The sequence below is a fragment of the Sulfurovum sp. TSL1 genome (assembly GCF_019972135.1).
Lineage (GTDB): Bacteria > Campylobacterota > Campylobacteria > Campylobacterales > Sulfurovaceae > Sulfurovum.
Genome location: NZ_BPFI01000001.1, coordinates 938,135 through 951,853, shown reverse-complemented (window position 1 = coordinate 951,853; position 13,719 = coordinate 938,135). Strand labels below are relative to the sequence as shown.

Below are 13,719 nucleotides of genomic sequence, written 5' to 3'. Positions count from 1 at the left end.
CATCCATGGTACTTCATCATGGGATGTGCATTTTGGGAGGTAGCTACATATGCATGATTTTATCGTTAAACTCTCACACAAGATAGACGGTTCTGTACGTTACCAAAAGATGAAATCTTTTTTTCGTTCACTTCTTGAAGATATAAACTACCCCTATAAAAAGTACTTTGATGCATTTATGATCATGCTTATTGTGCTCTCTATTGCTATACTTATTTTGAGTAAAACAGATAAGATCCCTCAGTGGCTCGTAGAGTTCGATCTCTATTTTGTGACAGCTATCTTTGCTCTGGAATATCTGCTGAGATTGTGGATCAGCCATGATATCCATAAATATCTCGTCTCCTCATCGTCTGACTCCAGCAGTTCAGAGCGATACTGGGCGATTTTAAGATCTAAATTACGCTATGTGCTCTCCCTGCCTGCAATTATCGACCTTATAGCCATTTTCCCGAAATTTAGAATTTTGCGACTGTTAAAGCTCTATCATTATATGCATGGGGCATCAAGCCTTTTTAATGCATTGCTTAAAAAGCGTTTTGAATTTGTCTTTTTGGGCTATATGCTTTTGGGTGTCACTTTTACTTTTGGATCCATCTTTTATCTGCTTGAATTTGGTATCAATGAGGCATTGGGTTCTTACCTGGATGCCATATACTGGGCATTGGTGACCATCTCCACGGTAGGGTATGGCGATATTTCTCCTGTGACCGAACTGGGTAAGATCGTTTCGATGTTCGGTATCATATTTGGTATCGCCATGATCTCTTTTGTGACTTCTGTGATGGTCTCTGCTTTTTCTGAAAGATTTAGTGAACTGCGTAACCAGGACAGTATCAACCATGTACATAAAATGCATAATGTCGTCATTATCAATGGATATGGACATTTGGGAGCGACGATCGCAAAGAAACTAAAGATACAGAAAAACTATGAACCTGTGATCATAGAAGATGATGAAACGAAAGCGAACAAAGCACAACAGGATGGCTATCAGGTGATACATGCAGACGGTTCCAGTGCAAAGATGGTAAAAACATTGTATGAAAGAGGGAATATCACAGCGATGCTGACCTTGAGCAGTTCGGATATCAATAATATCTACTTTATACTCAATGCAAAAAGTATCCAATCGGATTCTGTGGTGTATGCCCGTATGAATCAAGTGGAGTTACGTCCACAGTATGAAGCGACAAAAGTAGATGGTCTGGTCGAACCCTATGATGTGATCGATACAAGGGCTTTCCATTATTTGAAGAAGCACAGTGAAGAGGAGAAGAAACATATCTCCTTTTTCGGTTATACCCATAAGAGCGACCATATCTGTAAAATGCTCAAAGAGGAAGGGATAGAAGTCACGATCTATGAGATCGGAAATGAGAGTTATGAAGCAGCCAAAAATGACGGTTTTACCAATGTGATCCTCATCGATCAAAAAAGCAGTGAAACCCCGGACATCAAAGATGGGATCGCAGTATGTGCCATGAAGGATGAAGCGTTAAATGTCTACTACACGATTACACTGCGCGCAAACGGATTTAAAGATGAAATAGTGGCACTCTCTGATACGAAAGAGGACAACAGAAAATTGCTTTTGGCAGGGGTGAGCAAAATATTCGATATGTACGATGAGAGTGCTTCGCAGTTTGTAGAAATGATCGAAAATAAGGTAAAAAGGGCGCAGGAATGAAATTAGCAATTATAGGTGCGGGGAAATGGGGACAAGCCCTGTATCATGCGTACAGTCAAAAGAATGATGTGGTGATCTCTTCACGCCACACGAAAACGATAGAAAACTTTGTGCCTATGAGTGAAGCGTTAAAGTGTGAGTATTTGGTCATAGCGATTCCTGCACAGTTCGTTCGCGGATGGATGGAAGAGAATTTTGTGGACCATGGACAAAATATCCTTGTTGCTGCCAAAGGGATAGAGACAAGTACTGGTGCATTTTTAAACGAAGTCTATGGCGAGTTTGTCTCTGCAGATAGACTGGCTTTCATCTCCGGTCCGTCCTTCGCTGCAGAAGTGCAAAAATCACTTCCGACCGCATTGATCATCAGTTCTACAAATCAAGCATTGGCACAAACCTATGCGGATGCGCTGCCAAAATTTATCAAAGGGTATGTAAGCAGCGATGTAGTGGGTGCAGAAGTGTCCGGAGCCTATAAAAATGTCATTGCCATAGCAGGCGGGGTATGTGACGGTTTGGGTCTTGGAAATAATGCCCGTGCTGCACTGATATCAAGAGGTTTAGTGGAAATGACACGTTTTGGAGAAGCGTTTGGTGCAAAGACCGAAACCTTTCTTTCCCTGGGCGGGGCAGGCGACCTTTTCCTTACAGCAAGTTCGACACTCTCAAGGAATTACAGAGTGGGATTAGGACTGGCAAAGGGTAAGGATATGGATGAGATACTCAGTGAACTTGGAGAAGTGGCAGAGGGGGTACCTACAGCCAAAGCATTGCATAAAATAGCCGAAGAGAAAGGGATCTATCTTCCTATCGCAGCAGAAGTTTATGCCATGATCGAAGAGGGGAAAGATCCTTTGGAAAGTGTGAAAGATTTATTGGATTAAAGAGAAGTTGGATATAGTATATCAGTAGGAGAGAATATGCTGCATAAAATTACATTTTGTATGATCATATGTATGTGTACGCTTCTTTTTGCCGAAGAACTCAACTTACCCACCCATGAGATATACTTCAGCGGACAAAAACATTTTGAGGAATCTGAGCTGCAAGATGCCCTGGATGTGACCACACCGGGTTTTTTCCAATTTTGGAAAGACGACACCCCCCGTATCAAAGATAAACTGATACCTACGCTAAGACCTTCATTAAAAAGCTTTTATGAGTCTGAAGGTTTTTATGATGCCAATTTCACCATTCAAGAGACCAACACATCCATTTTTGTGACCATCAGTGAGAATGAACCTGTAAAGGTCAGGGATATCAATATCACCAGTGATTACAATATCTCTTCTTTGGTCACAATGAAAAAGGATGAGATCTTTAGAGCGGAAACCTTTATAGCGATCAAAAGTAAGATCATCGCGCAGTTACTCAAAGAGGGGTATTGCAGTTATGATCTGGATACGAAAGCCTATGTGGATCTGGATCTGCATACTGTTGACCTGCGTTACATTCTACACAAAGGGGATATCTGTACGTTTGGAAAGTTGACCACCTCAGGACTGAAAACGATAGATGAGGATGTGATCAGGTCCCGTGTCAAAGCCAAAGAGGGTGAGCAGTACAGTATAGATCTCATACAGGATACATCCAACAAGCTTTATGGACTGGATGCCTTTGACAGTGTGCTGATCGATGTAGATAGAAAGTTTTACAATGTGGTGCCGGTAGATATCACCTTTACGGAGATGGAAAAACCCTACCATTTGGAAGCGGGTGCAGGGTATGATACCTATGTAGGAGTGCGTGTGCTTGGAGAGATCACCAAACGTAATTTTATGGGCAATGCGCAGCGTTTAAGTTTCAAAACTTCCTTGTCGCAGAGAGAGCAAATGCTTATGCTCAGTTATTTTAAACCGGCACTTATGGATATCTTCGGTTACAACACGGATCTGGGTGGAAGGTTGGGATACTCAAACCTGGAGTTCGATGGTTTTAAAGAGGAAAAAACATTTGTCAGGGCATACCTGGAGTACGAAGAGGGAAGCCTGACATTGAGAACGGGTGTTGCTTTGGAAGATATTATTATCACTGAATTAAATCTTGATCCAGGAACGGAGTTGTCACAGGCGGTCACTGAGGGTAATTTCCCTCTTTTATACCCTTATGTGGATTTTATCTACGATGCCAGAGATTCAAAACTCAATCCAAAATACGGGTATTACCTTGCTGCTTACGGTGAATTCGGTCTCTCCTATGATGAGGAAGCCAGTGTCTATATGAAAACCTTGTTTGAAGGCAGGATCATCCATACATTTTCCGATCTTACGCTTGCTGCTGTGGGAAAAGTAGGTATCGTGGATGTTTCAACGCAGAACGGCCTGCCTGAATCGAAGTATTTTTTTGGAGGGGGCGCATACTCAAACCGTGCATACGGATTTAGAGAACTGGGGGTGATCCTCTCTCCTACAGAAGATACCATCTATGGGGCTTCAACCATGGCCAATCTCTCTTTGGAAGCGGATTACCCTGTATGGGGAGACGTCTATGGAGCGGTGTTTACGGACAATACCATGCTGACGGATGAAAGCTATGATTTTAAAGGAGAAATCATCTCTGCCGTGGGTGTAGGAGCCAGGTATATGACACCGATAGGCCCTTTTAAACTGGATGTTGGTTTCAATGTCAATGATTTCTCACAGTACGGCATCTCCTTTCAGATAGGACAATCGTTTTGAAGAACATATTACGTTACAGACCGTTGCTCTGGATGAAAAAGACCATTGTCTATCTATTGATAGCCGTTATAGTCACTGGACTTGCGCTTTATTTTATCGTCAATTCAGCGTTCGTTGTCAGGAAAATGGCCGATACCTTTGCTCCTGATTACAATATCTCTTACAGTCGTATCCATGGAAATGTATTGACCGGGGTGATGATAGACGGTCTGGCCTATCGTAAAGATCCACTTGCTAAACATATTACGCTCAAATGGAACCCCGCGGGACTTTTTAAAAAAACACTGATCATCGATACACTGCAGATAGAAAAGGCCAATGTGGATACGATCAAAACACTGATCGCTTCTTTTTCTTCTGATGAAAACAATGAAAGCAATGAGAGCAGTACAACGGAGCCTTCTTTCGGCATAGGTGTAAGTCTGCAGCATGTCTCACTGACCCTTGAACCTTTTGATACACAAGGCATAGGTATCTCAAATATGATGTTGGATGTAAGGGATCTGCACTATACAAGTGATGGCATCAATGTGCGTGCACTGGATCTGCAAGTGGATTCCAATGTGACAGAGATCACTTTGAAGGCAGGTTTGGAAGATGGAGATCTGCATATAAGAGAGTTGACCATCAAAGAGGTTGATATGCCCGCACTGCAGGCACTTTTTGTTCCCGACACCAATGAGAGTCATGAAAATGATGCTGTCGTTACGATGGAAGACAATACCAGTAAAGAAAAAACGGTTAATCCATTGATACCTAAATGGGTACACCTGGACAAATTAGAGATCAATATACTTCCTTTTGTCTATGCTCCTGTAGATTTGAAAGCACTGAATGTAAGCGGAAGGGACGCTGTGTTTGATGTAGAAAAACTTCTACTTCAAAAGGCTGACCTGGATTTACATACCAGCACAAACCTCAGTGATATACATTACAAAACGAAGGTGAAGCACAATCAGCTCATTGGAAAGGTGGAGTTTACACCCAAAAAGGCACTCTTTAAACTCTATGATCTGCCTGTAAGAAGAGAAGCTGTGGGGGATATCGTTGTGGACCTAAATGTTTCTGAAAAAGAAGTGGTCACAGATCTGAAAATAACGATGGAACAGATACTCAAGGCCGATGTCAATGATTTTAATCTCGATATCGATGATCTACATATCCATGCGATCTATGATATCGAAAAAAATACTCTGCAGGCTAAGAGTGATCTAGTGCTGACAACACCGTATGCAAAAGATGTTTTGGTGACCAATCTTTTTACTATGGATAAGCATATCAGTTACTGCGGAGAGATACATGCTGCACAGATCATTGGCGTTGACCCAAAATTTGTAAAACCTCTGGATAATTTGCAGATCAAGTATAGAGGTGATGAACACAGCGTTAAAACGGAGATAGAATCAGACAACCTGCAAGGCACACTGATATCCTCTGATTTCAAAAAGGCTGCATTACATTTAGAGAACAAGCATCCATTGATGCTGCATGCATTTATAGCACTTCCTTCTGAACTGAACCAAACAAAAGCCAATATGGTCTTAGATGCACCGATCAGTTTTGAGAATAATGCTTCACTGATGGCCTATGCGAAAATAGATTCTAATCTGGTGAATATCGATGCGAATATGAGTTTTAAAGAGGGATTACAGGTACAAACAGTGGCACACATACCAGAAGGATCACTCTTACGCACGTACAATACATCCATAAAGTGGGATCATCTGGATCCTGTCAAAAGTGACATAAGAGTGTTAGGAAACAATGTAGATTTTGTACTTACATCAGGCAGACTGAATGCGAATGCAGCGTATGATATGAACAGCAGTCAAGTGGAAGGGAAGGTCATCTTGGATGGTTTACATACCAATATATCGGGCATACCTCAAGAAAAGATGACGGTGGATACCAAGATCACTTCTATGCATGCTTTGATGGCGAGTGTTAATAGTATCTATACCCTTGGAGAGGTACCTGTACTCAAAGGGAGTGCAGGAGTATCTGTAGTAGTGAGTGAGTTGAAAAATGTCGACATTGCACTGAGCTCAACACAGATCAGCTATCAAACAGATCGCAAAACAGAGCATAGAGTCAGTGATATAGATCTGGCAGTGCATCTGCAGGATAAAAAAGCTGTATTGAACCATTACACATTGACCTATGGAGGGCAAAAACTTTTTTCAACAAAACCTTCAACGATAGTATGGAACGATCAAAATGTCACGATCGAACCTATTTGGCTGAATGACGAATTAAAGATACTGGGCACCTATGACCTCACAGCTGAAAAAGGAACGATCGAGGCAGAAGCTGATACCTTCCATATAGCACATGAGATCATTGATCTGGAGAGTACTATAGATATCAAAACGGTGCTGGACGGGAACAAAACATCGGTCAATGGAGAGATCACTCTTTTGGGCGGCCATATACACTATGATCTGGGCCAAAAGAGCTATGCTTCTGACAGCGATATCATCATCGTTCAGGATATCAAAGAGAAAGAGCCCAGTCCATTTATGGATGGACTCAGTGCCTCGGTACAGATAAAGACAAAAGAGCCGCTGATCTATAAACAAGGAAATGTAGATATTGAAGCTGCAGTGGACCTGAGTATCTATAAGACAGAAGAGTCAGAACTCATGGTCTTGGGTTCGGTGGAAATACTTAAAGGGGGAAGCTATACTTTCGAGGGAAAGAAGTTTATTTTGAATAAGAGTTATATCTATTTTACCGGCAATCCGAACAAACCTCTGCTTGAAGCCAGTTTAACCTATCAGTCTCTGCAGCATCTTATCACTATCAGGATCACAGGTTCAGCCGATACACCCAATATCCAGTTCTCTTCCAAGCCTTCACTGACCAAAGAACAGATACTGTCGATCATTTTATTTGATTCAGAAGCGGGTGCGGGTACGAACAGTGGTGAAGAGATGATGAAAATGATGGGAGGGGCTATGGCAAAGTCAGCCCTTTCAGATCTGGGTGTACAGTTAGACCATCTTGTATTCGGAGAAGGTAAAAGTGTAGAGGTAGGTAAAAAGTTGACAGATAAGATCACGATCATCTATGTGAATGATGAGGTCTCCAGCGTAAAACTCAAATATGAACACGGGAAACGTACCCAGAGTGTGATAGGTGTGAGTGAAGAGTCACAATCCTATGACATACTCTATAAAAAGGATTTTTAAGCCTCTTGCGCTATGAAAGTCTCTGTTTAAAATCTTCATATCCGAAGTTACGTACCACGTCTACAGAACCATCCAGCCTTTGAATGGCAATGGAGGGAAGCTTTACCCCATTAAAGGTCGTGGCTTTGACCATGGTATAGTGCATTTGGTCTTCAAAGATGATTTTATCCCCTAGCTTAAGGGGTGCATCAAAACTATAGTCTCCCATAATATCTCCGGCCAGACAGGTATTTCCTGCCAGACGATAAGTGTGTGCCTTTTCTCCGGCCTCTCCTGAATGGCGTACATCAGCACGGTAGGGCATGATGATCGTGTCAGGCATGTGGGCTTCGGCAGAAGAGTCCAGGATGGCTATATCCATACCATTGTGTACGATGTCAAGTATAGTGGTGATCAGTGGCCCGGTCTGCCATCCTATGGCTTCTCCAGGTTCAAGATAGACTTCTACATCATATCTCTTTTTAAAGTCCTTGATAAGCCCGATAAGCTTCTGTGTATCATATCCTTCACGTGTGATATGATGCCCTCCGCCAAAGTTTATCCATTTCATTTTGGGTATATAGGCGGCAAACTTTTCTTCAAAGTTTTTGAGTACGTTTTCCAATGCATCACTTCCTTGCTCACACAGTGCATGAAAATGCAAACCATCACAGTCATCCAAAATAGTGTCATCCATATTTTGTACGGTTGTCCCGAGTCTGGAGTAGAGTCCGCAAGGATTGTATATCTCTTTGGGTGACTCTGAATACTCCGGATTCACACGCAGTCCCAATGAGAGTTTGGGATTGATCTTCTTCGCCTGCGAAGCAAACCGACGGAACTGGGCAGGAGAGTTAAATACCAGATGGTGTGATATACTGGCAATTTCATCGATCTCCTCTTCTTTAAATGCAGGAGAGTAGGTATGGACTTCTTTGGAAAATGTTTCATCCGCAAGCTTTGCTTCATGCAGACCACTGGCACAGCATCCGTCAAGATAGGGTTTGATCAGTGGGAAACTTTTCCACAAGGCATACCCTTTGAGGGCAAGCAGTACTTTCGCACCGCTCTGTTTTTTGATCTCGGAGATCACGTTAAGATTTTTGAGCAGTTTTTCTTCTTCTAACAGCCAACATGGAGATGGTAAAGTATCGTATATATTTTTCATGAGAAATTATAACAATAGAATCCAAAATATTTTGTTATAATGAAACAAATATTTTGTTTATAGAAGAAGGAGATCTATTAATGGGTGCAAGAGAAAATGACAATCGTAATGAAGGCTTGAGATTGAACGGTAACGAGATCCAGCTTGCTGTGAAGATGCTAGATAAATTAGAAGCTATGATCGATATTATTTATTATATGATGGAGAATGAGAATCAACAGGCTTTTGTGCTCATGCTTTTGACAGCGAAAGATACAGAGTTGAGTACATTATTGGACAGAGAGAAGCGTGACACCGATATTTTACTGGAAATCGATAAAGAAGAACCGCTCTATGCCATGCTTTGTCAAGATACCAAGGTGGATGGAGGATATCGCTTTGCGGAGAGACTGATCAGAAATATCCAGTTAGATAAGGGGTCGGATATCTATTGTATACAATTAGAAATAAGAGCGACACATTACACACCGAAACAAGTGATACTTAAACTACTCGAAACGTTTGCAAAAAGTAAACTGTCGAATAAATCCAATGAAATTGTTTTCAGAAGTCTGCAATAATTAGTAGGTTTTAAGGGATTTTACAGTAAAATCCCGTCCAACTATAACAACTGCAGGAATGCAGGTAAAAACTTATTAAGGATGATTCGGAATGAAAAGAACATACCAACCTCATAGCACACCAAGAAAAAGAACACACGGATTTAGAACTAGAATGAAAACGAAGAATGGTAGAAAAGTGATTTCTGCAAGAAGAGCCAAAGGTAGAAAAAGACTAGCTGTATAATACTTCTGGTATACAACCATCAGTTCTATAAAACATTTTACTAGGATCAAAACCAGTAAAGAGTTTAACAGCGTGTACAAACACGCCACAAAAACATGGCATACACCTTACTTTGTCCTTTTCTTCAAAAAGAGTGATGAGTATAAAGTAGGTTTTGTTGCCTCTAAGAAAATTGGAAATGCAGTTCATCGAAACAGAGCAAAACGTTTGTTAAGAGCACATTTCATCGAAAATATTGACCTCTTATCTCAAGGTAGTTACGTATTAGTTGCAAAACCTGCGCTTATCGAAGAAAACTATTCTGTGACTCGTAAGGCGTATCTACATGCACTAAAGAAGTGTACTGCAACATAGGGTTATCGGATGTGCCCTTTTTTAACACATTTAACACTATACTATCCGTTGATATATTTTAAAAGGCATAATTTTGGAACAACAAGATTTAAATAAACGACTTCTCCTGGCACTGGCACTTTCTTTCTTTGTATTTATCGGGTATAGCTATTTTTTCCCCTCTGAAAAACCTACACAAACCACTGAACAAACAACCAATACAACGCATCAAACTCCTACAGTAGATAAAACCTCCGGTGCAAATGTACCTACACCAGGTACTTCAACAGCAACCGCAGCCAGTGCACCGGAACAGATGGCATCAACGGCCTTGATCACTGTAAAATCCGATCACTTTATTATGACCGTGGATGCATACGGACGTATCTCTCAAGTGGAACTTTTAGAAGCGAAGTATCATGATGAAGATGGTAACAATCTGAAGATCTTAGGTACGAATGAAGTCAAACCATTGGAAGTTAGATTTTCAGATGCTGCATTGAATGAAGAAGCATTTAAAACTCCATATGTGGTCAACGGAAGTAAAACAATAGATGTAAGCAAAGGTCCGCAAACAGTGACTTTAACACAAACACTCTCTTCTGTGACAGTGACAAAAAAGATCACTTTTAAGCCTACCGGAGAGTATCAGGTCACAGTCACAACTTCCACATCAACACCATACTTCATCACACCGGGACACAGACCGGTGGCTGACCAGTCTATGTATATGCTTGTAAGAGGTGCATTGGTAAAAGGGGCAGATAATATTATCAATACGATCGAAGACGGCGATGCGGAAGGGTATGAAAAGTTCCAAAATGCAAAAATCGCTTCTGCGTTTGACAGATATGTCGCTTCCATGTTCTTCGATTTTGAAAAAGGAATGAATGTTTCTATCCTCAAAGAGGCAAATGGTGATCCGCTTATCTTTGTACAGGGGGCTGATACATTGGCATTAAATGCCTACATCGGACCCAAAGAGGACAAAATACTAAGAGCGATCCATCCTGAACTTACAGACGCGATTGAATTTGGATGGTTTTCATTCCTTGCAAAACCGTTCTTTAAAGTATTGCTCTGGATCAATGATTATGTGGGTAACTGGGGCTGGGCGATCATCCTCTTTACTCTGCTTGTAAAGCTTGTGTTATTCCCTCTTTCATACAAAGGTATGATGTCTATGAACAAACTGAAAGACCTGGCACCTAAAATGAAAGAGATCAAAGAGAAGTATAAAGGTGATCCTGCAAAAATGAATGTACAGATGATGGAAATGTATAAGAAACACGGTGCAAACCCTATGGGTGGATGTTTACCGCTTATTCTACAAATTCCTGTTTTCTTTGCACTTTACCGTGTACTTTTAAATGCTGATGAGTTGCAAGGTGCAGGATGGATACTCTGGATCGATAACCTTGCTGTGATGGACCCTTATTTTGTACTTCCTGTTTTAATGGGTGCTTCTATGTGGTTCCAGCAAAAGATCACACCAAGCAACTTCACGGATCCATTACAAGAAAAGATCTTTAAGTGGTTCCCTGTGATCATGACCGTGTTCTTTATCTATTTCCCATCTGGTCTTGTATTGTACTGGTTAGTGAACAACCTCTTTACTATCGGGCAACAATACTTCATCAACCATATGTATGCAAAACAAAAAGCGTTGGCAGTGGCAGCGCACAAAAAAACAAAGGACTAGGTCATGAAAAAGGTTGAAGCACCAACATTGGAAGAAGCCTATCAAAAAGCTTCTCAAATGTTGGGCTGCTCTGTTTCTGAACTTCAGTCTGAAGTGATACAGCATCCTTCCAAAGGACTCTTCGGCCTTTTGAAAAAAAACGCGATCATTGTAGCAACATGTCAAAAAACTGCTTCCAAGCAGGTCAAACATGAAGTGAAAAAAGAAACAGCTGCTGCCCCAACTGCCGAAGAGAGTGTCGCCCCTGAAATTATCTCAACCGTCAAAGAAGAACTCACACCGGTACGTACCAGTGCTGAACCTAAAATTGAAAAAGATGCCATTGTAGATAGCTTTTTTGAAGTCGATCAGCATGAGAATGATGTATTTGAAGAAGAAATGGTTGTCTATGATGCGTTGGCACTGATAATAGAAGATCAACTCAAAGAGCTGCTTTCCCACTCCTGTTTTGATATCGACGTGGTTGAAGTGGATGTCATGGACAATACAGCATTGATATTTATCGATGGTGAGGATGCGGCACTTCTCATCGGTAAAGAAGGGTACCGTTATAATGCACTTTCCTATATGCTGTTTAATTGGCTACATGCAAAATATGAATTGTTCATTAAACTGGAGATCGCAGAGTTCTTAACGACACAGCAGGAGATGATACGTAACTATATTAAACCGGTTATCGAACATGTGGAAAAGCATGGGAAAGGCAAAACACGTTTCCTTGATGGCATTTTGGTACAGATAGCACTGGAACAGCTGCGTGAAAGATTCCCCGATAAATATGTGGCGGTCAAGACAGCCAGAGAGGGTAAAAAATTTGTTGTCATAAACGAATTTAACAACACAAAGTCCCATGTATAATACGATAACCGCTATTGCCACTGCACACGGTGTCTCTTCTATCTCTATTATCAGGGTGAGTGGAGATGCCGCATTGGAGATCGCACACAAAATATCTCATTTAGAAAACATCATCCCAAGACACGCACACCTTACTTCTCTTTATAATTTCAACAATGAACTGATAGACCATGCGATCATGATCTACTTTGCTGCACCTCACAGTTTTACCGGTGAAGAGATCGTAGAGTTTCAGTGCCACGGAGGAATGATCGTTGCGCAGGAGATACTGGATACCATCACCTCTTATGGTGTAAGACTTGCCGAACCGGGTGAATTCTCCAAGCGCGCATTTCTCAATGGCAAGATCGATCTGACAGAGGCTGAAGCCATTTCAAAACTGATAGAAGCCAAAAGTGTAGATGCAGCGAAGATCTTGGCCAAGCAGATGAAAGGCGAACTCAAAACCTTTGTGGATGAGAGCAGGGATGCACTATTAAGATCTTTGGCGTATTCTGAAGTGATGATCGATTATGCGGAAGAGGATATCCCCGATGATATTATGAACAGCATATCTACACAGCTGGATGCACTGACAGTTCAGATAGAACAGATCGTTGAAGCAAGTCACAGACGAAGAGGGCTGATAGAAGGTTTCAAAGTAGCGATCGTAGGAAAACCCAATGTAGGGAAAAGTTCTCTGCTCAATGCCTTGCTTTCGTACGACAGGGCCATTGTCAGTGATATCGCAGGAACAACCAGAGATACGATCGAGGAGCAGGTACGCATCGGCTCCCATATCATACGGTTGGTAGATACAGCAGGAATTCGTGAATCGGATGATACGATAGAGAAGATAGGGATAGAACGCTCGCTGTCATCAGTACAGGATGCGGATGTCATTGTAGCGCTTTTTGACAGTTCCAGACCCTTTGACGAGGAAGATGCAAAGATACTTTCTATTCTTGAAGCCGTAGAAGATAAACATATCGTGGTGGCCCTCAACAAATCAGATCTTGATAGGGTATTTGACAGTACGAAGCTGCATGCCTATGATGTCTTGGAAGTGAGTGCCCAAAAAGCTTTTGTGAAACTCACAGAAAGACTTGAACGCCTTTTTGACAGTATTGGAGAGGGAGAAGAACTTATGCTGATCTCATCCAGACAGATCGAAGCGGTCAATAAAGCAAAAACCTCTATAGAAGAGGCGAAAGCACCTTTAATGCATGGAGAGTTGGAGTTTTTTTCTTACCATTTGCAAGAAGCGGTCAAGTCTATCTCATCGATCTCTAAACCTTATGACAGCGAAGAGATACTGGATAAAATGTTCGGTGAATTCTGTTTGGGAAAATAAG

General features: G+C 41.5%; 11 protein-coding genes. 10 read left to right on the top strand and 1 reads right to left on the bottom strand.

What is annotated here, in order from left to right:
- Positions 1-49 precede the first annotated feature (49 nt).
- From LDM98_RS04650 to LDM98_RS04635, 4 genes are read left to right on the top strand one after another with little or no spacing between them, the layout of a single operon-like run.
- Complete coding sequence (locus LDM98_RS04650; protein ID WP_223898180.1) at positions 50-1,690, top strand: NAD-binding protein; 1,641 nt, start codon at positions 50-52, stop codon at positions 1,688-1,690.
- Positions 1,687-2,574, top strand: coding sequence for an NAD(P)H-dependent glycerol-3-phosphate dehydrogenase (locus LDM98_RS04645; protein ID WP_223898179.1), 888 nt, complete (start codon positions 1,687-1,689; stop codon positions 2,572-2,574). Before LDM98_RS04650 ends, LDM98_RS04645 begins: the two co-directional genes overlap by 4 nt.
- Before the next feature lie 36 nt (positions 2,575-2,610).
- Positions 2,611-4,368, top strand: coding sequence for an autotransporter assembly complex family protein (locus LDM98_RS04640; RefSeq protein ID WP_223898178.1), 1,758 nt, complete (start codon positions 2,611-2,613; stop codon positions 4,366-4,368).
- The gene (locus tag LDM98_RS04635) at positions 4,365-7,559 is read left to right on the top strand and encodes a translocation/assembly module TamB domain-containing protein (protein WP_223898177.1); all 3,195 of its coding nucleotides are present in this window, start codon (positions 4,365-4,367) and stop codon (positions 7,557-7,559) included. The genes LDM98_RS04640 and LDM98_RS04635 overlap by 4 nt, the downstream gene beginning before the upstream one ends.
- Before the next feature lie 10 nt (positions 7,560-7,569).
- Here the strand turns inward: LDM98_RS04635 and nspC are convergent, their stop codons facing one another.
- On the bottom strand, positions 7,570-8,706 hold the full coding sequence (gene nspC, locus LDM98_RS04630; protein ID WP_223898176.1) for a carboxynorspermidine decarboxylase: 1,137 nt from the start codon (positions 8,704-8,706) through the stop codon (positions 7,570-7,572).
- A gap of 80 nt (positions 8,707-8,786) precedes the next feature.
- Here nspC and LDM98_RS04625 point away from each other — a divergent pair, with 80 nt between their 5' ends.
- From LDM98_RS04625 to mnmE, 6 genes are all read left to right on the top strand, one after another.
- A complete protein-coding gene (locus tag LDM98_RS04625; RefSeq protein ID WP_223898175.1) occupies positions 8,787-9,266 on the top strand; it encodes a hypothetical protein in 480 nt (159 codons plus the stop codon).
- 91 nt (positions 9,267-9,357) lie between these two features.
- The gene (gene rpmH / locus LDM98_RS04620; protein ID WP_008243576.1) at positions 9,358-9,492 is read left to right on the top strand and encodes a 50S ribosomal protein L34; all 135 of its coding nucleotides are present in this window, start codon (positions 9,358-9,360) and stop codon (positions 9,490-9,492) included.
- 18 nt (positions 9,493-9,510) lie between these two features.
- A complete protein-coding gene (gene rnpA / locus LDM98_RS04615; RefSeq protein WP_308443046.1) occupies positions 9,511-9,846 on the top strand; it encodes a ribonuclease P protein component in 336 nt (111 codons plus the stop codon).
- 73 nt (positions 9,847-9,919) lie between these two features.
- A complete protein-coding gene (yidC, locus tag LDM98_RS04610) occupies positions 9,920-11,527 on the top strand; it encodes a membrane protein insertase YidC (protein WP_223898174.1) in 1,608 nt (535 codons plus the stop codon).
- Between the two features lie 3 nt (positions 11,528-11,530).
- The gene (locus LDM98_RS04605) at positions 11,531-12,385 is read left to right on the top strand and encodes a Jag N-terminal domain-containing protein (RefSeq protein ID WP_223898173.1); all 855 of its coding nucleotides are present in this window, start codon (positions 11,531-11,533) and stop codon (positions 12,383-12,385) included.
- Positions 12,378-13,718, top strand: coding sequence for a tRNA uridine-5-carboxymethylaminomethyl(34) synthesis GTPase MnmE (gene mnmE / locus LDM98_RS04600; protein WP_223898172.1), 1,341 nt, complete (start codon positions 12,378-12,380; stop codon positions 13,716-13,718). The genes LDM98_RS04605 and mnmE overlap by 8 nt, the downstream gene beginning before the upstream one ends.
- Position 13,719 lies beyond the last annotated feature (1 nt).

Excerpts from the sequence above, each read along its gene's own strand:
- LDM98_RS04625 (WP_223898175.1), top strand. The coding sequence starts at position 8,787 with ATGGGTGCAAGAGAAAATGACAATCGTAATGAAGGCTTGAGATTGAAC.
- LDM98_RS04650 (WP_223898180.1), top strand. The coding sequence starts at position 50 with ATGCATGATTTTATCGTTAAACTCTCACACAAGATAGACGGTTCTGTA.
- rpmH (WP_008243576.1), top strand. The coding sequence starts at position 9,358 with ATGAAAAGAACATACCAACCTCATAGCACACCAAGAAAAAGAACACAC.
- LDM98_RS04640 (WP_223898178.1), top strand. The coding sequence starts at position 2,611 with ATGCTGCATAAAATTACATTTTGTATGATCATATGTATGTGTACGCTT.
- nspC (WP_223898176.1), bottom strand. The coding sequence starts at position 8,706 with ATGAAAAATATATACGATACTTTACCATCTCCATGTTGGCTGTTAGAA.
- LDM98_RS04605 (WP_223898173.1), top strand. The coding sequence starts at position 11,531 with ATGAAAAAGGTTGAAGCACCAACATTGGAAGAAGCCTATCAAAAAGCT.
- mnmE (WP_223898172.1), top strand. The coding sequence starts at position 12,378 with ATGTATAATACGATAACCGCTATTGCCACTGCACACGGTGTCTCTTCT.
- LDM98_RS04645 (WP_223898179.1), top strand. The coding sequence starts at position 1,687 with ATGAAATTAGCAATTATAGGTGCGGGGAAATGGGGACAAGCCCTGTAT.